Origin of the sequence: Enterococcus asini ATCC 700915 (assembly GCF_000407365.1) — a bacterium.
Classification (GTDB): domain Bacteria; phylum Bacillota; class Bacilli; order Lactobacillales; family Enterococcaceae; genus Enterococcus_C; species Enterococcus_C asini.
Map to the genome: position 1 here is coordinate 205718 of NZ_ASVU01000002.1, position 19605 is coordinate 225322.

Here is a 19605-nt window from a genome sequence, read left to right on the forward strand (position 1 = left end):
AATACGTCTTAAAATTATAGCACACATTGACACCTAACAGGAAGAGGCGAGAAAATCTGTGGTAAAATTTCAGTAATGAAGGATTAGTCGAAAGAATATAGGAGGAGTGACATGCGCAGTGAAGCGGAAATGTTTGAGCTGATTTTACGAGTGGGGCAAGCTTTGCCCCAAGTGGAAGCCATCGCTTTAGGTGGCTCCCGGGGCAATCCAGCAGTTTTACCGGATGCTTTCCAAGATTACGATGTGGTGTACTTGGTCAATGACAAAGAAGCGCTGCTACAAGATCGCAGTTGGCTGGAAGCATTCGGGGAGGTCTTGATTCAACAGACCCCGGAAGAGTCCAGTTTATTTCCCCCCAGTCTCGGGGAGCGGTTTACGTTTTTAATGCTTTTTAAAGACGGTAATCGCATCGATTTGATGCTGACGCCTTTAACCGCCATAAAAGAGTGGCAAGCAGACGAGCCTTTTGCCAAAGCGCTCTGGGATCCAAAGGGGTCACTAAAAGATTTGCCAAGACCTAGTGACCGCACTTTTTGGTTGTCAGAGCCAAATAATGCGCAGTTTCAAGATTGTTGCAACGAATTTTGGTGGGTGACGACCTATGTGGTGAAAGGCTTGTGTCGTAAAGAATACTTCTACGCTTCCGACCATCTCTATGAAATCTGTCAGAAAGAATTGCGACGCTTGTTGGCTTGGCAAGTGGGCAGTGAAGACGGCTGGCAGCAAAGTCTGGGGAAAAACGACAAATATCTCTTACAAAAACTAACGCCGGAATTGGGCGCCAAGTTGTTACACTGTCAAGATTTTTCCAGCCCAAAAGCCCTGTGGCAAAGCTTACTGGCAACGCAAGAATTGTTTCACAAAGTAGCGATGGATTTCGCCCATAGCCAGCAATTTTACTATGACAAAAAAACGGCTGCCAAGGTTCAGTCTTACACTCAACAGTGGTACAATGATTTTTATCAAACACACTAAAGGAGGATGCAAACAATGCCTTTTGTACACATTGAATTAGTCGAAGGTCGTAGTGGAGAAGCATTAACCAAAATGATGGAGGAAGTGACCGAAGCGGTGCATCGCAATACGGGGGCTCCCAAAGAACACATTCACATCATCATTAACGAAATGAAAAAAGGAAACTATGCCGTAGATGGCAAGTGGAAGTAATTTTCCCTTGCAAAATAAAAGGCTTAGTGTTTAAATGAAACCATACTCGATTAGTGAAAAAACCAACTGAACCTGAGAGTCTTGACAGAGAGAAGTGCCGTGGCTGAAAGCATTTCAAAGAAAACCGGGGGATGACCACTTTTTCTTAGACTTCTGGCCGAACCAGAAGCGGCTTTGGGCCGTTATCCCAGTTGAGGAGTACAATTTGTACTCGAAGTTAGGTGGAACCACGTGTCTTACGTCCTATTCGCTTTGCATTTGCAAGGCGGGTAGGACTTTTTTTATGGCTTTGCAAGCGAGTTATTCGTTTGTTTCGCTTTTCTCGTGACCTGGTCACAAGCAAAATTTTCAAGGAGGAAATGATATGTCTATTCAAATTACTTTTCCAGATGGTGCCCAAAAGGAGTTTGCGGCCGGCATTACCACGAAAGAAATCGCCAGCTCAATTTCCAATAGCTTGGCGAAAAAAGCTCTAGCCGGCAAATTCAACGGGGAATTAATCGATTTGACCCGTCCAATCGAAAGCGATGGGGCAATCGAAATCATCACACCAGCAGACGAAGACGCTTTGCAATTGTTGCGTCACTCAGCTGCTCACTTAATGGCGCAAGCGGCTAAACGCCTCTTCCCAAACATTCACTTTGGTGTTGGACCAGCCATTGATACTGGCTTTTACTACGATACCGACAACGGGGAACACCCGATTAGTGCGGAAGATTTACCAGCCATTGAAGCGCAAATGCGCCAAATCGTCAAAGAAAACTTGCCGATTGAACGTTTGGTTTTAACGAGAGAAGAAGCGTTGGAACTTTTTGCCGACGATCCTTACAAAGTGGAATTAATCTCAGAAATGCCGGAAGATGAAGTGATTACCGCTTATCGCCAAGGGGAATTCACCGATTTGTGCCGGGGACCCCACGTGCCATCTACTGGCCGTATCCAAGTCTTCCAATTACTATCCGTGGCAGGAGCTTATTGGCGGGGCAATTCCGACAATCATATGATGCAACGAGTGTACGGTACAGCCTTCTTTGATAAGAAAGACTTGAAAGAATTCATCCGTCTGCGGGAAGAAGCCAAAGAACGGGATCACCGGAAACTGGGCAAAGAATTGGATCTCTTTATGATTTCTCCTGAAGTGGGTTCTGGCTTGCCATTCTGGTTGCCAAAAGGCGCTACAATCCGTCGCATTATCGAACGCTACATCGTAGACAAAGAAATCAGTCTTGGGTACCAACACGTTTATACACCAATCATGGCGGATGTGAACTTGTACAAGACTTCTGGTCACTGGGACCACTATCATGATGACATGTTCCCACCAATGGATATGGGAGATGGGGAAATGCTCGTCTTGCGTCCAATGAACTGCCCACACCACATGATGGTTTACAAAAACGACTTGCACTCTTACCGGGAATTGCCAATTCGGATTGCGGAATTGGGAATGATGCACCGTTACGAAAAATCTGGCGCACTTTCTGGTTTGCAACGAGTGCGGGAAATGACGCTAAACGATGGTCATACCTTCGTTCGTCCAGACCAAATCAAAGACGAATTTAAACGGACTTTGGACTTAATGGTGGCAGTCTACAAAGACTTCAACATCTCCGACTATCGTTTCCGTTTGAGCTATCGGGATCCAAAAAACACTGACAAATACTTCGACGACGATGCCATGTGGGAAAACGCTCAAACGATGTTGAAAGCGGCCATGGACGAATTGGAATTGGATTATTTTGAAGCAGAAGGAGAAGCTGCCTTCTACGGACCAAAACTAGACGTTCAAGTAAAAACAGCCTTGGGTATGGAAGAAACATTGTCAACCATTCAATTGGACTTCTTGTTGCCTGAACGTTTTGATTTGACTTATGTTGGGGAAGATGGAGAAAACAACCATCGCCCAGTGGTCATCCACCGAGGCATCGTTTCCACAATGGAACGCTTTGTAACTTACTTAACGGAAGTCTACAAAGGCGCCTTCCCAACTTGGTTAGCACCAATTCAAGGTACGATTATCCCGGTTTCCAATGAAGCCCATGGGGATTATGCTTATGAATTGAAAGAACGGATGCAAGAACTTGGTTTGCGAATCGAAGTAGATGACCGCAACGAAAAAATGGGCTACAAGATCCGTGCTTCGCAAACACAAAAAATTCCTTACCAAATCGTGGTAGGAGACCAAGAAATGAAAGACGCAACGGTAAATATCCGGAAATACGGCAGCAAAGAAACAGAAAGCATGCCAGCTAATCTCTTTATCGATGCCATTGCAGCAGAAGTGAAAAATTATAGCCGACAATAAGATAGGAGGTTTTTGAAAATAAGATTTTCCTAAGAAAACGTCCGAAAAAGGCTAGAAAAGCCCGGAAAGGCGAGAAATCCCTTCTGGAATGGTTGAGTTTTCAGAAAAAATATGATAAAGTAACAAATGGTAATGATACTTTGTGGAGTGAGGGATTTTTTCCCTCACTCTTTTTCATGAAAAGCGTTGTTTGCAAATAAGCTAAAGGAGGCGAAGAATAGTTGAGTAGCGTAATCGAAACGGTAACCGAAATGGTACAGCCAATCTTAGATGAGAAAAATTTTGAACTAGTGGACATGGAGTTCGTAAAGGAAGGCAAAAGCTGGTATCTCCGCGTGTTCATTGACAAAGAAGGTGGCATCGATATCGAAGAATGCGCCTATGTCAGTGAGCTATTGAGTGAAAAGCTCGATTCTTGTGATCCAGACCCGATTCCCCAGGCATACTTCTTGGAGGTTTCGTCTCCTGGAGCGGAACGACCTTTAAAGAAGGAAAGCGATTATGAACGGGCGCTAGGCGAGTACATTCATCTGTCTTTGTATCAGGCCATCGATGGTGAGAAACAGTATGAAGGTGTGTTGGAAGCTTTAACGCCAGAAACATTGACGTTAAAATACCGCGTGAAGACCCGGGTCAAAGAATTGACCATTGAACGTAAGAATATCGCGAAGGCTCGTTTAGCCATTCAATTTTAAGCTGGAGGAATCAACCATGAGTAAAGAAATGTTGAACGCATTGGATGCTTTAGAAGCAGAAAAAGGCGTTTCAAAGGAGATTGTGATTGAAGCGCTGGAAGCGGCTTTGGTTTCTGCTTACAAACGTCACTACGGCCAAGCTCAAAACGTGGAAGTAGAATTCAATCAGAAAAAAGGCGACATCCATGTGTACTCCGTCAAAGAAGTCACTGAAGAAGTCATGGATTCACAATTGGAAGTATCTTTAAAAGATGCTTTGTTGTTAAACCCTGCTTACGAAATCGGGGATAAAATTCGCTTTGAAGTCACACCAAAAGACTTCGGCCGGATTGCCGCTCAAACGGCCAAACAAGTGATCTTGCAACGGGTGCGTGAAGCAGAACGGAATATCATTTACAATGAATTCTCCCAATATGAAAAAGACATCATGCAAGGGATCGTTGAACGTCAAGACAGTCGTTATATCTACGTGAACTTAGGCAAGATCGAAGCGGTTTTATCCAAGCAAGATCAAATGCCAAATGAATTTTATCAACCCCATGACCGGATTAAGGTCTATGTTTCCCGGGTCGAAAACACGTCAAAAGGCCCGCAAGTCTTCGTTAGTCGGAGCCATCCTGACTTGTTGCGTCGCTTGTTTGAACAAGAAGTACCAGAAGTTTACGACGGTACGGTAGAAATCGTCAGCATCGCTAGAGAAGCCGGTGATCGCTCGAAAGTTGCCGTCCGCTCCAATGATCCAAACGTCGATCCTGTGGGAACTTGCGTTGGGCCAAAGGGTTCTCGTGTCCAAGCAATCGTCAATGAATTAAAAGGCGAAAACATGGATATCGTGGAATGGGATGAAGATCCAGCCATCTTTATCGCGAACTCCTTGAATCCAGCTGAAGCGGTGGATGTCATTTTCGACTTAGACAATCCAAAAGCTTGCACCGTGGTCGTTCCTGACTATCAATTGTCACTAGCCATTGGCAAACGGGGGCAAAATGCTCGTCTAGCGGCGAAATTAACGGGCTTTAAGATTGATATCAAATCTGAAACCGATATGGAAGAATTCTATGCCAAATTGGAAGAAGGCGCCTATATCGATGCGGCAGATGAAGTGGAAACTTTGGATGAAGCCGTGTCAGAATCTGATTTAACCGCAGATGAATACGAAAATGTAGCAATAGAAGCGGCTGAAGATGAAGCAACAGCAGCCGAAGAAGTGGCAGAGGCCAATGAGGCTACTGCCGACCAAACGGAGGAATAAACGAGGTGGCAGGAATGAAACAGCGCAAAATTCCTTTACGAAAATCCGTCGTTTCCGGTGAGATGCACCCAAAAAAAGAGCTTGTGCGCATTACCCGCTCGAAAGAAGGCGTTGTGGCCATTGATCCTACGGGAAAAATGCCCGGGCGCGGTGCCTATGTAGCCTTGGATCCTGAGGAAGTACAAACTGCCTGGGATAAGCGTGTACTAGATCGAGTGCTGGAAGTCTCCTTGGACGATGCATTTTATGAAGAACTACTGGAATATGTTCGCCATCAAAAAGCCCGCCGTGAGTTGTTTGGCAATGGGAAATAAGGCGAAAAGCTTGAATCTTTTGGGCTTGGCCATGCGAGCTGGTCAACTGGTCACAGGAGAAGAAGGCGTCTTAAAAGAAATTCGCGGCAACAAGGCGCAGTTAGTCTTGATTGCTACAGATGCCGGGGCTTCTACCCACAAAAGAATTCAAGACAAGACAACGTATTATGAAATTCCTTTTTATGATGGCTTTACTCAAGCGGAAATCAGTCATGCCATTGGTCGTTCACGGACGACGATTGCAGTGATGGATGCAGGGTTTGCCAAAAAGCTAAAGGAATTGCTCCAAAGTGAAGGCTAATGCGGCCGGAAACGTAAGCAGTCATGCGATTTTTCCCCACCGAAACTAGGTGGAACTTCGTCTGCTTTCGGATATTCCGAAGCCGCGATGCTCCATTTACGAGGAAGGTGATTTACATGGGAAAACGAATTTATGAATTAGCCAAAGAAATCAATCAGTCCAGTAAAGAACTGGTGGACAAAGCACAAAAACTCGGCTTCGATGTGAAAAATCACATGGGATCCATTTCAGAAACAGAAGAAAAAAAACTGCGACAAGCAGTGTCAGGGGGAACTACTACGAAACCAGAAAATACTCCTTCGAATGAGTCGAAACAAACAACCAACACCGGAGAACAAAAAGAACAAACTACCCAACCGGAGCAAAAGAAATTTGTGACCCAACGGAACAATCCTAAATTCCAAAACCGGAACAAGGATACCCGCAGTCAAGGTAGCCAAAATCGCGGTGGCCAAGGCAATCGCCAAGGCGGCCAAAACCGGAGTGCCCAAGGAAACCAAGGCAACCGGAATCAACAAGGTGGCCAAGGAAATCAAAATCGTAATCCACGGCAACGGGACAATCGTCGGGACCAACAAAGCCGGACACAAACTGCCCAACAAGCTCAACGGCCACAAGGGGCAGGTATGACTAGTGCTTTGGAACGGGCGAAGAATCGGGCTCATGAAATCGAAACAGAAGCAGCCAATAAACGCCAACGTTCCGAACGGAAACCGGCGGCAAAACCAGTAGCAAAATCCGAAAGCAAACCACGGCAAGAAAACCGGCCAGCACCTAAAGCCGCACCGGTGACACCAAGCATTCCTAAAGAAGCTTTGCAAGTGGAAAAACCAAAACAAGAGAAGAAGAAAACCGAATTCCGTAACAAGGATAAGGCACCTTCTCGCGGTGGACGGAACAACTACCAAAACAACGAATTTAATCGTCGTAAGAAAAAAGGGAAGAAGGGCAAACAACAAGTTGCTCAGAAACCTGCAGTGCCACCACGTAAATTCCGGGAATTACCAGAAGTTTTGGAATACACAGAAGGCATGAACGTGGCGGAAATCTCGAAGAAAATCTATCGGGAACCAGCAGAAATCATCAAGAAACTCTTTATGATGGGGGTTATGGTTAACCAAAACCAACCATTGGATAAAGATACCATTGAGCTATTGGCTACGGACTATGGCATTGAAGCCCAAGAAAAAGTTCAAGTGGATATTGCCGACATCGACAAGTTCTTTGAACCAGACGAAGTCAATGAAGAAAACTTGGTACCACGGCCACCAGTTGTTACTATCATGGGTCACGTCGACCACGGGAAAACCACTTTATTGGATACCTTGCGTCACAGTCGGGTAACAAGTGGGGAAGCCGGCGGGATTACTCAGCATATTGGTGCCTACCAAATTGATATCGATGGCAAACCGATTACGTTCTTGGATACACCAGGACACGCGGCCTTCACTAGCATGCGGGCTCGGGGAGCTAGTATCACGGATATCACCATCTTGGTCGTAGCTGCCGATGACGGGGTAATGCCACAAACAGTCGAAGCGATTAACCATGCGAAAGCGGCGAAAGTGCCAATTATCGTAGCGGTGAACAAAATCGATAAACCAGGGGCTAACCCTCAACACGTTATGCAAGAGCTTAGTGAATACGAATTGATTCCAGAATCTTGGGGTGGCGACACGATTTTCGTGGAAATCTCTGCGAAATTCGGCCAAAACATCGAAGAATTACTGGAAATGATCCTCTTGGTGGCAGAAGTAGAAGACTTGAAAGCCGACCCAACACAACGGGCAATCGGTACGGTTATCGAAGCACGTCTAGACAAGGGTAAAGGGCCAGTGGCTACTTTGTTAGTACAACAAGGAACCTTGCATCAAGGTGATCCAATCGTTGTCGGGGATACTTACGGTCGCGTGCGGGTAATGACCAACGACTTAGGTCGTCGGGATAAGACTGCTGGACCAGCAACTCCAGTGGAAATTACCGGGTTAAACGATGTGCCACAAGCCGGCGATCACTTTGTTGTCTTTGAAGATGAAAAGACTGCTCGGGCAGCCGGTGAAGAACGGGCAAAACGCGCATTGATCGAACATCGGGCAACACACAGCCGAGTAACCTTAGACAACTTGTTCGAATCTCTTAAAGAAGGCGAACTAAAAGAAGTTAACGTAATCATCAAAGCCGACGTACAGGGTTCTGCCGAAGCATTAGGCGCATCCTTGAAGAAAATCGACGTGGAAGGCGTACGGGTTAATATCGTCCATTCCGCTGTTGGGGCCATTAATGAAAGTGACGTTACCTTGGCTGCTGCAAGTAATGCGATTATCATCGGCTTTAACGTACGGCCGACACCGCAAGCTCGCCAACAAGCCGAAGCGGAACAAGTGGACATTCGTCTACACCGGATCATTTACAAAGCCATTGAAGAAATCGAAACAGCCATGAAAGGGATGCTGGATCCTGAGTTTGAAGAAAAAATCATCGGTCAAATGGTGGTTCGGGAAACTTACAAAGTATCCAAAGTCGGAACAATCGCCGGTTGTTATGTTACTGATGGCTTCATCCGTCGGGACAGTGGCGTCCGGGTTATCCGTGATGGCATCGTAATCTTTGAAGGCGTCTTGGCTAGCTTGAAACGCTTCAAAGACGACGTGAAAGAAGTCCGTCAAGGCTTTGAATGTGGTGCCATGGTTGAGAAATACAACGACTTGAAGGTCGATGATGTAATCGAAGCCTTCATCATGGAAGAAATCAAACAAGACTAATATAGTCAGGAGGACACGAACTATGGCGAATTATCGTGATCGACGTGTTGCTCAAGAAATTCTCCGAGAAGTCAATGACATCTTACGCAAACGCGTCCGGGATCCTCGGGTACAAGACGTGACCATTACCGATGTACGGGTCACAGGGGATCTCCAACAAGCGACGATTTATTACAGTATTTTGTCTGACAAAGCTTCGGATCGAGAAAAAGCCCAACGAGGATTGGAAAAAGCGACTGGACTGATTCGTAAAGAATTAGGGCAAGGTTTGACTTTGTACAAGACTCCAGAGTTGGTTTTCGAGGTGGACTCTTCGGTGCAATACGGCAATAAAATCGACGAATTACTGCGAAATCTTAATAAAGAGTAAGCGTGAGCTCCCAGGAAAAGGCAGAACTTTTCCTGGGGCTTTTTTTGGAGTAATGATTTCCGAAAAAGCCGAGAAAGGGAAGGCTTTTAAGAGAGTTCTTGCTTCATTTCCCGCTGATTTCTGTTATAATAGCAAGGTTGAAAGGGTGAATAATTGGATGGACGGTATTTTGGCATTATGGAAAGAGCCGGGCATGACAAGTCATGACTGTGTCTTTAAACTTCGCAAAATCTTACATATGAAAAAAATTGGTCATGGGGGCACGTTAGATCCCGGGGTTCCCGGAGTTTTACCGATTTGTCTTGGTAAAGGGACCAAGGTCATCGAGTTTTTAAGTGACAGTGGCAAAGTCTATGAAGGGGAGATTACCTTGGGCTTTGCAACGGATACGGAAGATGCTTCGGGTACTGTGGTGGAACGGACTCCCTTAAGCGAACCATTTTCAAATTCCGCGATTGATGCCGCCATGAAAAGCATGGTAGGCGAGATTACCCAGATTCCCCCCATGTATTCTGCTGTGAAGGTCAATGGCCGCCGGCTTTATGAGTACGCCCGGGCTGGTGAGTCCGTGGAACGCCCAAAAAGAAAAGCGCTAATTGCTTCTTTTGAGCGAACTACAGAACCGGTGTGGAATCCCGAAGAACAGACCCAATCTTGGCGCTTTAAGGTTAGCTGCGGCAAAGGCACGTATGTCCGGACTTTGGCCTATGATACCGGCAAACACTTAAGTAGTGCCGCATGTATGACAGATTTGACTCGTTTGGCCAGTGGTGGTTTGACGAAGGAACAATCCCTGACCTTGGCAGAAGTAACCGATGCTATGGCAGAAGGTCGTTTGGAAGAGTTTATCTTGCCCATCGAATACGGCTTAAAAGATTTTAAGCGCTTGGATATTTCGAAGGAACTGTGGGCTCGGGTGAAAAATGGAGCCCGCTTGACCTTAGCTGATGTGGGCTTAGAAGAGATGCCACAAGCCCCGGTGGCTCTTTACTATCAGGAGAAGGCGGTTAGCTTATACCAAGCAAACCCTAAAGAAGAAAATGGTCTTAAACCGTTAAAAGTACTACGAACGGAGATGGAATAGCCGATGAAAATCATAAAAATCAGACATCCCTACAACCCAGCAGATATTCCTACAGAAGAGGTTGTCTTGGTCTTGGGCTTCTTTGATGGGGTCCACCGGGGACATCAAAAAGTCATCAAAACTGGTAAAGCAGTAGCCGAAGAAAAAGGACTCAAACTGGCGGTAATGACCTTTACCAATCACCCTTCCATTGTTTTTCACAAAGTGGGAGCTAGCGAGATGCAGTATTTGACTACATTGCCGCAAAAAGAAGCGCTAATGGAGTGGCTGGGGGTAGACTATTTGTACGAAGTGGAGTTTACTTCCACTTTTGCTCATTTGTCTCCACAGACTTTTGTGGATCAATACATTGTGGGCTTACATGCTCAAGTAGCGGTTTCCGGCTTTGATTACACGTATGGCCCTCGAGAGATTGCCGATGTGGCTCATTTACCAGAGTATGCCAAAGGTCGCTTTGAAATCGTCACAGTGGAAAAGGAAAGTGATGAAGGCGCCAAAATCTCGTCTTCTCGGATTCGGGAACTACTCGGAGAAGGCAATATGGAAGAGGCCAATCATCTATTAGGCTATCCTTATACCATTTCCGGTCTGGTGATTCACGGGGAAGCCCGGGGCCGTTTATTGGGTTATCCTACGGCGAATGTGAATTTCAGCCGCTATGCTCGCTTGCCTATGGAAGGGGTCTATGTCTGTCAATTACAAGTAGGGGATACTTGGTATGAAGCCATGGGTTCCATTGGCCACAACGATACCTTTGGAGAAGGCCGGCAATTAACCATGGAAATCAATATTTTGGACTTCCATGAAGAAATCTACGGAGAAACGGTGAACGTTCGTTGGTTGCATTTGATTCGCAACCAAGTGAAGTTCAACAGTGCCGAGGAGTTAATCGATCGTTTAAAACAAGACGAAGAGGAAACCAGAGCGTATTTTGCTTAACAGCTTGCATAAATCGACAAAAGCAGTCACTGAATGAATGGTCAGTGGCTGCTTTTTTTTGGTAGGGAATTTCTTTTTAAAATAAATGGTGAAAAAGATTTAAAAAACAAGATAAAAGGTGTAAACTTGTGCCATAAGATGAAAGGCAGGCTAAGAAGATGGATTTAGCGCAATTAAAAGGCAATTTGATTGTTTCGTGCCAAGCATTGGAAACAGAACCGTTACACAGTTCCTTTATCATGAGCAAAATGGCATTGGCAGCTAAAGAGGGTGGCGCCAAAGGAATTCGCGCCAATTCAGTGGCGGATATCAATGCTATTAAAGAAGAAGTAGACTTGCCCGTGATCGGTATCATCAAACGAGATTATCCGGATTCATCGGTTTATATTACAGCTACCAAACAAGAAGTAGCAGAGCTTTTGACGACTAAGGCTGAAATCATCGCCTTGGATGGGACAAAGCAAGTGCGGCCCCACAATGAACAGTTAGCCGATTTGGTAGCGCAGATTCACGAAGGTGGGCGTTTGGCCATGGCGGATGTGTCTACTTTAGAGGAAGCCATTGCCGCAGAAAAGTTGGGCTTTGACATTGTTTCTACGACTTTGGCGGGGTACACACCTTATTCCAAAAAAACAGAAGAACCAGACTTTGACTTGTTGGCAGCAGTGGTGAAAAATGTGAAGATTCCCGTGATCATGGAAGGACACACGTATTTACCAGAGCACGTGACGGAAGCACTGAAAATCGGCGCTTATTCCGTGGTGGTAGGCTCAATCATCACACGGCCACAATTAATTACCGAGCGTTATGTAAAAGCGACGAAGATGGGACAGGAAGAACATGAATAAATACCTATTAGTATGTGATTTGGATGGCACACTGTTAGATGCCAAAGGCCAAGTGGATGAAGCAAGTTTGGCAAAAATCAAAGCATTTTGCATTGCCGGGGGCCATTTTGTGATTTGTACCGGGCGTATGGATACGGACATTCGCTATGTGGAAGAAAAACTCGGCTTTAAAGGGGAGTATCGCATTAGTCAAAATGGTGCGGTAATCATGGACAAACAAGATCATTTGGTCTCTTTGGAAGTAATTCCTGAAGAATACGTCAATGGGTTAACGGAAGTCATCTTTGGGGCAGGTTTACGGACGGAAGTAGCCAATCAAAATCATCGGCATTTTCCTTCTCCTAGAAAGCCAGAAGAAGTGGCGGAATTCGTCGATTCTTCCATTGTGATTAAGGATTTAGCCGGGTATGTAGCGGCCGGCCGGATGAAGCCGACGATTTATTTAACCTTTGGGAACAGCGAGCAATTTGCGACCATTAAAGCACAAGTTAACGAACGCTTAGGAGCAAATCGTGTTTCTATGGTAGAAACGAGCCCTAGCTCACTGGAAATCTTTTCCAATAAAGTCTCCAAGGGCAAAGCCGTCGCTTGGATTCAAGAACAACTCCATATTGAAAAAGAACATCTCTACGTGGCCGGAGATGCCGAAAGCGACACGACCATGTTTGAATTGACCGAGCATTCCTATGCGGTACAAGATGCACCGGCAGTAATTCGGGAACAAGCGGGCTTGTATCAAAAAACAGTGGGGGATGTCGTGGAGGATATCTATCGTCAGGAGGAAGCGCAATGAAGATTTTGTATATTCCACTGGATGAACGGCCTTGTAACGCCCTTTATCCGATTAAGGCGGCGCAAGTTAACCAAGATGTGGAAATCATTAGCCCTAAACCAGAGCTTTTAGGTCAAAAGAAAACTCCCGGAGACCCGGCAGCTTTACAAGACTTTGTCCGGGAATACTTTGCTCAGTGTGACTGTGGGGTTTTCTCCGCAGAAATGTTGCTATATGGTGGCTTGTTGCCTTCTCGTTTGCATCATTTTACGGAAGCGGATTTAAAGGGCTACAGGGAATTTTTAGAGGATTTACATGCCGACTATCCTGAGAAAAAAATCTATTTTTCCAATTTAATCATGCGCACGCCTCGGTATAATAGTGCCGACGAAGAACCGGATTATTATGAAGTATACGGGGAGCGCATCTTCCGTTACGGTTGGCTAAAAGATAAGGCCAATCGGGAGGGCTTGACGCCGGCGGAAACGACAGAATGGGAAGACTTAAAAGATGCCATCCCGGAAGCCGTGCTAAAAGATTATGAAGCTCGCCGGGCGTTCAATGTGGCGGTAAACTTATTGCATATTGAGCTAGTAGCTGCTGGGGTTTTGACATTTCTGAGCATTCCCCAAGATGATTCGGCACCGTATGGCTATACGGCCTTGGACCAAAAGTGGGTCTATGGCGCCATCGCCGAGAAACGCTTAAAAGAAAAAATCATGGTTTACCCTGGGGCAGATGAAGTCGGCTTTACGTTATTAGCCAGAGCTTTTCACGAATATCGGGGGGAAAAGCCCAATCTTTTCGTGCGCTACAGTTCGACTTTAGGCCCCGAATTGGTACCGCTTTATGAAGACCGTCCGATGAATGAAAGCTTAAAGGCTCATGTCATGGCTGCGGGCTTTCAACTGGTGGATAGTATCGATCAGGCGGAGTTTGTCCTAGCTTACAACACGCCGGGGAAAGTCATGGAGGAGTCTTGGGACCAATTAACGGGCAAAGACATCACCTATGATAGCTACCGTCACTTGCTGACTTTTCTTAGTGAAATTGAAAATGACTTAGCAACTGGTAAAAAAATTGCCCTTTGTGACAGTGCATTTGCCAATGGCGGCGAGCTGGAACTGGTACAACTTCTAGATGAGAAGCGCCTGTTGGATCACTTAATGAGCTACAAAGCCTGGAATACCAATTGCAATTCCTTAGGTAGCAGTCTGGCGGCATTGGCTTTTTGTACAGGGAATTACGACCCAAGAAAAGTCCAAGAAAACATGCTGCACAATCTGTTTGAAGACTTGTTTTATCAAGCAATCATCCGGATGACCATCACCCGAGAAGTTTTGCCGGACTTAGGGCTAACGTATTTTGATTTAAAAGAGCAAGCACCAAAAATCGTAAAATTAGTACAAGAACAAATGCTGGCACTTGCCCAACGAGAACTACGCCATTCCTTTTCTAAGGAGTACACCATTACCGATTTGGCTTTTCCTTGGAATCGAATGTTTGAAATACAGTGTGAAATTGAGATAGGGAGTGAACAATGTGAATGAATCAAATCCAATCGTGGATAAAATGCTACTCTTTGCCAACAAATTTTCCAGTCAACGCCACATTACCGCCATTCGAGACGGCTTTGTGACCTTGATTCCCATGACGATCATTGCGTCATTTTGGGTGTTAATCAACAATCTGATTTTAAGCCCCACCAATGGCTTGCTAAAAAATGTTCCAGCCGCGGCTCGTTGGATGGATCTAGGAAACCAAGTGTACAATGCAACACTTGGCATCATGGCGTTATTAATCGCCATGACCATCGGCTACAAATTGGCCCAAAGCTACGGAGAAGAAGGGTTAATCGGTGGGGTAATGGGGCTGGTTTCCTATTTGATCGTCTTGCCGGCCCAAGTTGTTTTGACAGATGTCGAAGGCAAAAGTGTTACGGCGGCTGCGGTGATGACTCAAACCCAAACCAGTGCTACCGGGATGTTTTTAGCGATTATCGCGACGTTGTTTTCCGTTACTTGGTTGTGCAAATTCACCAAGATGGAAAAACTAAAAATTCGCATGCCAGAAAGCGTGCCACCATCCATTGCCAAGTCCTTTAACGTTTTGATTCCTGCCTTTTTAGTAACAACGATTCTAGGGCTAATCGAAGTCTTAATCGTCTGGGTTTTCGCTACGGATATTCCGACGATTATTGCGAAGTTTTTCCAAGCTCCATTGGTGGCGTCCTTCCAATCCATCGGCGGTTTGGTACTTTACGTCTTCTTGAGTAATTTATTGTGGGCCTTTGGTTTACATGGTACTTTTATCCTCGGTTCAATCGGGGAACCCATCATGTTGACGGCAATTCAAGAAAACATGGATGCTCTGAAAAACGGTGAGGCATTGCCAAATATCGTGACGAAGCCTTTCTTAGACGCTTTTGGCTGGATGGGTGGCGGCGGTATGATCATTTGCTTGGTCATCGCCATTATGATTGCTTCGAAACGGGAAGATTACCGCTCCATTACCAAAGTAGGAATTGTGCCTTCCTTGTTTAACGTCAGTGAACCATTGATGTTTGGAATTCCTGTGGTCTTCAATCCGCTTTTGGGCATTCCATTGATCATTGTGCCAATCGTTACGGTGACCTTGGCGTACTATGCTACAGCCTTTGGTTTGATCGCCAAAACCTCGGTCTTGATTCCTTGGACAACACCACCGATTATCTCTGGGTATTTAGCAACCAACGGCGACTGGAAAGCTTCCTTACTGCAAGTGATCTTGATTGCTATCGGTGTTTTGATTTACATTCCCTTTGTTAAAATGGCGAATAAAGCAGCTCAAAAAGAAACGATCTAAATCAGTAAGGCCGGTCAGAAATCTGACCGGCTTTTTGCTTTTTCCTAAGCGGAATTTTTCGATTAACGGTATAATAGAAACAGTCAGAAAAAATAGGGGGAAAGTGAGATGGATTTATTAGCGACCATCAGCAGTTATTTTCCATCGTTGAGTAAATCGGAAAAAAAAGTTGCCCAATTAATCTTAAGTAGTCCAGATGAAGTGGAAAATTTGTCCATTAACGAATTGGCCTTAATGGCCGGCGTGGGGGAAAGTACAATTGTTCGCTTTGCTCGAAAAATCGGTCTGGGGGGCTTCCAAGACTTAAAAATTGCTTTGGTAAAATACCAAACGGCTCAGAAAAAGGTTGATTACGATGAAGGCGATGAGGTCAAAGACGAGATTTATCGCCAATTTCTGGAGAGTTTACAAGACACACGAAACTCTATCAATCAAAATCAAATCGACCAAGCCGCAGAAATGATTCATCAAGCGGAGCATATTTATATCTTTGCTGTGGGGACTTCCGGTATGGTGGCCATGCAGTTGAGCAATCGGCTAAAACGCCTAGGGAAATTTGTGGAGTACGGCCCCGACGGCCAGCTGCAAAGCATTTATTCCACCTTGACCAAACCAAGTGATTTGGTGATTGCCATTAGTACCTCAGGGAATACCAAAGAAGTGATTCAAAACATTGAATTGGCCCAAGAAAATGGCGTGAAGGTTATTACCATTACGAATTTTATCAATGCGCCGTTAACTCACGTAGGAGATTTGTCCTTGGTGGCTTCTTCAAAAATGTTTTATTCCGACGCAGGGTCTTTTGCTGCGCCGATTAATCAGTTATACTTACTGGACACTTTGTTGAAGACTTTGGTGGAACTAGCACCAGAAACCTACCATGGCATTCGCAATTTGACCAATCAAGCCTTGATGAAACGACTGGATTAAGTTCTACTATTCTATTGGGTGTCTTACTAGTGGCCCCGGCTCGTTTCAAATGAAGAAAGGAAGCAACATGAAGGAATCAACCAAACGCATTTCCGCGTACATTCATATCCCGTTTTGTGAACACATCTGTTACTACTGTGACTTCAATAAAGTATTTAAGGAAGGCCAGCCCGTCGATGAGTACATCGAAATGTTGCTGCGAGAGATGGAGTTGACTTTAGCGCAACAGCCTATCGACGCGAGTCCTACTTTGTACGTGGGAGGGGGCACGCCTACTTCGTTGTCAGACAAGCAATTGGACCGCCTGTTAGGAGGAATTAACCAACTCTTCCCCATGGAAACCGTGGAGGAGTTCACCTTGGAGGCCAATCCAGGGGACCTTACTATGGATAAACTCCAAGTTTTGAAAGATCACGGTATTGACCGCTTGTCCATGGGGGTCCAGACTTTCGACGACAAATTATTGAAGAAAATCGGACGGAAACATACGGCAAGGGATGTCTATGATTCAATTGCACTATTGGAAAAGGCCGGCTTTGACAATGTCTCGATTGACTTGATCTATGCTTTACCGGGGCAAACCTTGGAGAGTTTTCGGGATACTTTGCAACGAGCCTTGGCGTTAGACTTGCCCCATTATTCCTTGTATTCCTTGATATTGGAAAACAAGACTATGTTTATGAACTGGGTGCGCCAAGGTCGTTTGACTTTACCGGATCAAGAAGAAGAGGGCTTGATGTTTGAAGAGACCATCCGAGCGATGGAAGCTGGAGGACGATACCAATACGAAATCAGCAATTTTGCAAAATCAGGGAAAGAATCCAAGCACAACCAAGTCTATTGGCAAAATGAACATTACTTTGGCTTTGGTGCCGGAGCGAGTGGCTACCTTGGTCGTGAACGTTACAAAAATTTTGGTCCTATTCAACATTACTTGGCTCCTTTAAGAGAAGGTCATCTACCCGTTTACGAAAAAGAGACGTTGACTCGGAACAATCAAATCGAAGAAGAACTGTTTTTAGGTTTGCGGTTACTCTCTGGTGTGGAAAAGACACATTTTGCTGAGAAATTCGGTGTGACTTTAGAAACAGTCTACGGTCCAGTTTTAAAAGAATTGGTGGATAAAGGTTGGTTAGTAGATGAGCCTGATCGAATTCGTTTGACCCAAACTGGTTTGTACATCGGCAATGACGTATTTGAACGCTTTTTATTGGATTAGAAGACGCCTGTGGGAGTCTTCTTTTTTTGTCTTTATGCTTTCTTAAATAATTTAGCACTCTCCTTAAACAAGTGCTAGATTTCTAGCTAAAATCCTTGACATATAGAGGGAGTGTGATATATTTATAATCGTGTTAGCACTTAACGATATGGAGTGCTAACAAGGGGTGAATGACATGTTGACAAGTAGGCAACAAAGTATTTTACGTCTCATCATCCAGAACTTTACTCAAACCGGTTCTCCGGTGGGGTCAAAGAAACTGATGGAAGAAGGCATCGACGTTAGTTCCGCCACAATTCGTAATGAGATGAAAGCACTGGAAGATTTGGGACTCTTGCAAAAGACCCATTCCTCATCAGGCCGGATTCCTTCTTTATTGGGCTATCGCTATTACGTCGATCATCTTTTACAACCTAGTCGAGTCAATCAAAGGGAGATTCAAAAAATTCGCCGCTCCTTCCAAGGAGAGTTTCATGAGCTCAATGAAATCATGAAACAGTCGGTGGATATCCTGTCTGATTTGACTAGTTACACAGCCTTGTCTTTAGGACCGGATGTGAAGAATCGTCGTTTGACTGGTTTTCGCATCGTGCCGTTGAATCGGCGCCAGGTGGTTGCGATTTTAGTAACCGACAAGGAAAACGTGGAAAGTCAGGTCTTTGAAATCCCGGCATCGGTTTCGGGAGCAGATTTGGAAAAAGTCGTTCGAATTCTCAATGACAAATTGGTAGGCGAACCGCTAACTACGGTGTATCAAAAACTGCACACGGAAATGCCGATCTTCTTACGGAAGTATTTCCAAACTCCGGATGGCATCTTGACTTTAGTAGATACCATGTTGGGACGGGCTTTCGAGGAGAAGGTCTTTGTGGGTGGCCGTATGAACTTTGTGGACTTTGAACCTGCCCAAGACGTGAGTCAGTTTAAACTGATGTACACGCTACTGAAAGACCCAGAGGGACTCACACAGCTTTTGATTCCAGTGGATCAAGGGATTCAAATCCGCATTGGTGATGAGTTGGGCAATGAGCTCTTTTCCAATATGAGCTTGATTCAAGCATCTTATCAGATTGATGGACACGGTACGGGAACCATCGCCCTGTTGGGACCGACAAATATGCAGTATTCCCGTCTGTTCAGTCTAGTCGATGCGTTTCGTCATGAGCTGGCTGCTAAAGTGGCCGATTATTACAAGTCTTTAGACGAAACCGGTGGCTGGAACCAATAAGATTGATAAAGAAGGGAAGTTAAGACGTGTCTGAAAAAGAAGAATTCACAGAAGAAGTGGAAGAACTAAAAGATTTGGAAACTGAAGCTGAAGAGAAAGCTGAAGCCGTTTCTGAAATCGAAAAGCTCACCACGGAGCGGGATCAGTTTGAGGACCAGTTTTTACGGGCTCGAGCGGAAATCGCCAATATCACCAATCGCAATCGCAATGAACGGGAACAATTGCAAAAATACCGTTCGCAAGATTTAGCGAAAAAATTGCTATCATCCATTGACAACCTGGAACGAGCATTGCAAACCGAAGTTCAAGACGAACAAGGGGCTAGCTTGAAAAAAGGCGTGGAAATGGTTTTAGAAGGTTTGTTAGCGGCTTTGAAAGAAGAAGGCGTGGAAGAAATTCCGGCAGCCAAAGGCGATGCCTATGATCCTAACGTGCACCACGGGGTTCAAATCGTGCCTGCCACTGAGGATTTGCCGGCGGACACTATCGTGGAAGTCTTCCAAAAAGGCTACCGCTTGCATGACCGAGTATTACGACCAAGCATGGTCATCGTAGCACAATAACAGCAGATTCAA

Annotated in this window: 19 protein-coding genes; all 19 read left to right on the plus strand. The window is 45.2% G+C overall.

Annotated elements, in window-relative coordinates; all coding sequences use genetic code 11:
- Window positions 1-111: 111 nt before the first annotated feature.
- The 19 genes from I579_RS10900 (at window position 112) to grpE (ending at window position 19593) form a co-directional block, all read left to right on the plus strand.
- On the plus strand, window positions 112-975 hold the full coding sequence (locus I579_RS10900) for an aminoglycoside 6-adenylyltransferase (protein WP_010753456.1): 864 nt from the start codon (window positions 112-114) through the stop codon (window positions 973-975).
- Window positions 976-990: 15 nt separating this feature from the next.
- Window positions 991-1167, plus strand: coding sequence for a 2-hydroxymuconate tautomerase (locus tag I579_RS10905; protein ID WP_010753457.1), 177 nt, complete (start codon window positions 991-993; stop codon window positions 1165-1167).
- A 364-nt stretch (window positions 1168-1531) separates the two neighbouring features.
- Window positions 1532-3472, plus strand: coding sequence for a threonine--tRNA ligase (thrS, locus tag I579_RS10910; RefSeq protein ID WP_010753458.1), 1941 nt, complete (start codon window positions 1532-1534; stop codon window positions 3470-3472).
- Window positions 3473-3693: 221 nt separating this feature from the next.
- Window positions 3694-4167: a ribosome maturation factor RimP gene (gene rimP / locus I579_RS10915; RefSeq protein WP_010753459.1), complete on the plus strand. Its 474-nt coding sequence runs from the start codon at window positions 3694-3696 to the stop codon at window positions 4165-4167.
- 16 nt (window positions 4168-4183) lie between these two features.
- Window positions 4184-5419 (plus strand): transcription termination factor NusA, encoded by a 1236-nt coding sequence (nusA, locus tag I579_RS10920; protein WP_010753460.1) that lies wholly within the window; start codon window positions 4184-4186, stop codon window positions 5417-5419.
- A 14-nt stretch (window positions 5420-5433) separates the two neighbouring features.
- Window positions 5434-5733, plus strand: coding sequence for an RNase P modulator RnpM (rnpM, locus tag I579_RS10925; protein ID WP_010753461.1), 300 nt, complete (start codon window positions 5434-5436; stop codon window positions 5731-5733).
- Window positions 5723-6034: a YlxQ-related RNA-binding protein gene (locus tag I579_RS10930; RefSeq protein WP_010753462.1), complete on the plus strand. Its 312-nt coding sequence runs from the start codon at window positions 5723-5725 to the stop codon at window positions 6032-6034. The genes rnpM and I579_RS10930 overlap by 11 nt, the downstream gene beginning before the upstream one ends.
- A gap of 116 nt (window positions 6035-6150) precedes the next feature.
- Entirely contained in the window at window positions 6151-8796 is a 2646-nt protein-coding gene (gene infB, locus I579_RS10935; RefSeq protein WP_010753463.1) for a translation initiation factor IF-2, read from the plus strand.
- Window positions 8797-8818: 22 nt separating this feature from the next.
- Entirely contained in the window at window positions 8819-9166 is a 348-nt protein-coding gene (gene rbfA, locus I579_RS10940) for a 30S ribosome-binding factor RbfA (RefSeq protein ID WP_010753464.1), read from the plus strand.
- A gap of 157 nt (window positions 9167-9323) precedes the next feature.
- Window positions 9324-10250, plus strand: coding sequence for a tRNA pseudouridine(55) synthase TruB (gene truB / locus I579_RS10945; RefSeq protein ID WP_010753465.1), 927 nt, complete (start codon window positions 9324-9326; stop codon window positions 10248-10250).
- 3 nt (window positions 10251-10253) lie between these two features.
- Entirely contained in the window at window positions 10254-11189 is a 936-nt protein-coding gene (gene ribF / locus I579_RS10950; RefSeq protein ID WP_010753466.1) for a riboflavin biosynthesis protein RibF, read from the plus strand.
- A 158-nt stretch (window positions 11190-11347) separates the two neighbouring features.
- Entirely contained in the window at window positions 11348-12037 is a 690-nt protein-coding gene (locus I579_RS10955) for an N-acetylmannosamine-6-phosphate 2-epimerase (protein ID WP_010753467.1), read from the plus strand.
- Entirely contained in the window at window positions 12030-12830 is an 801-nt protein-coding gene (locus I579_RS10960) for an HAD-IIB family hydrolase (protein ID WP_010753468.1), read from the plus strand. Before I579_RS10955 ends, I579_RS10960 begins: the two co-directional genes overlap by 8 nt.
- Complete coding sequence (locus I579_RS10965; protein WP_010753469.1) at window positions 12827-14359, plus strand: DUF4127 family protein; 1533 nt, start codon at window positions 12827-12829, stop codon at window positions 14357-14359. The genes I579_RS10960 and I579_RS10965 overlap by 4 nt, the downstream gene beginning before the upstream one ends.
- A complete protein-coding gene (locus I579_RS10970; RefSeq protein WP_010753470.1) occupies window positions 14352-15653 on the plus strand; it encodes a PTS sugar transporter subunit IIC in 1302 nt (433 codons plus the stop codon). The genes I579_RS10965 and I579_RS10970 overlap by 8 nt, the downstream gene beginning before the upstream one ends.
- Before the next feature lie 108 nt (window positions 15654-15761).
- Complete coding sequence (locus I579_RS10975; RefSeq protein ID WP_010753471.1) at window positions 15762-16583, plus strand: MurR/RpiR family transcriptional regulator; 822 nt, start codon at window positions 15762-15764, stop codon at window positions 16581-16583.
- A 67-nt stretch (window positions 16584-16650) separates the two neighbouring features.
- Window positions 16651-17802 (plus strand): radical SAM family heme chaperone HemW, encoded by a 1152-nt coding sequence (gene hemW, locus I579_RS10980; RefSeq protein WP_010753472.1) that lies wholly within the window; start codon window positions 16651-16653, stop codon window positions 17800-17802.
- Window positions 17803-17977: 175 nt separating this feature from the next.
- Window positions 17978-19030, plus strand: a complete 1053-nt coding sequence (gene hrcA, locus I579_RS10985) for a heat-inducible transcriptional repressor HrcA (protein WP_010753473.1) — start codon at window positions 17978-17980, stop codon at window positions 19028-19030.
- 26 nt (window positions 19031-19056) lie between these two features.
- On the plus strand, window positions 19057-19593 hold the full coding sequence (gene grpE, locus I579_RS10990; RefSeq protein WP_010753474.1) for a nucleotide exchange factor GrpE: 537 nt from the start codon (window positions 19057-19059) through the stop codon (window positions 19591-19593).
- The last annotated feature ends 12 nt before the right edge of the window (window positions 19594-19605 follow it).

Bases quoted from the DNA above. Each gene is read 5' to 3' on its own strand.
- I579_RS10900 (WP_010753456.1), top strand. From the start codon at position 112: ATGCGCAGTGAAGCGGAAATGTTTGAGCTGATTTTACGAGTGGGGCAA.
- I579_RS10905 (WP_010753457.1), top strand. From the start codon at position 991: ATGCCTTTTGTACACATTGAATTAGTCGAAGGTCGTAGTGGAGAAGCA.
- thrS (WP_010753458.1), top strand. From the start codon at position 1,532: ATGTCTATTCAAATTACTTTTCCAGATGGTGCCCAAAAGGAGTTTGCG.
- nusA (WP_010753460.1), top strand. From the start codon at position 4,184: ATGAGTAAAGAAATGTTGAACGCATTGGATGCTTTAGAAGCAGAAAAA.
- rnpM (WP_010753461.1), top strand. From the start codon at position 5,434: ATGAAACAGCGCAAAATTCCTTTACGAAAATCCGTCGTTTCCGGTGAG.
- I579_RS10930 (WP_010753462.1), top strand. From the start codon at position 5,723: ATGGGAAATAAGGCGAAAAGCTTGAATCTTTTGGGCTTGGCCATGCGA.
- infB (WP_010753463.1), top strand. From the start codon at position 6,151: ATGGGAAAACGAATTTATGAATTAGCCAAAGAAATCAATCAGTCCAGT.
- rbfA (WP_010753464.1), top strand. From the start codon at position 8,819: ATGGCGAATTATCGTGATCGACGTGTTGCTCAAGAAATTCTCCGAGAA.
- truB (WP_010753465.1), top strand. From the start codon at position 9,324: ATGGACGGTATTTTGGCATTATGGAAAGAGCCGGGCATGACAAGTCAT.
- ribF (WP_010753466.1), top strand. From the start codon at position 10,254: ATGAAAATCATAAAAATCAGACATCCCTACAACCCAGCAGATATTCCT.
- I579_RS10955 (WP_010753467.1), top strand. From the start codon at position 11,348: ATGGATTTAGCGCAATTAAAAGGCAATTTGATTGTTTCGTGCCAAGCA.
- I579_RS10960 (WP_010753468.1), top strand. From the start codon at position 12,030: ATGAATAAATACCTATTAGTATGTGATTTGGATGGCACACTGTTAGAT.
- I579_RS10965 (WP_010753469.1), top strand. From the start codon at position 12,827: ATGAAGATTTTGTATATTCCACTGGATGAACGGCCTTGTAACGCCCTT.
- I579_RS10975 (WP_010753471.1), top strand. From the start codon at position 15,762: ATGGATTTATTAGCGACCATCAGCAGTTATTTTCCATCGTTGAGTAAA.
- hemW (WP_010753472.1), top strand. From the start codon at position 16,651: ATGAAGGAATCAACCAAACGCATTTCCGCGTACATTCATATCCCGTTT.
- hrcA (WP_010753473.1), top strand. From the start codon at position 17,978: ATGTTGACAAGTAGGCAACAAAGTATTTTACGTCTCATCATCCAGAAC.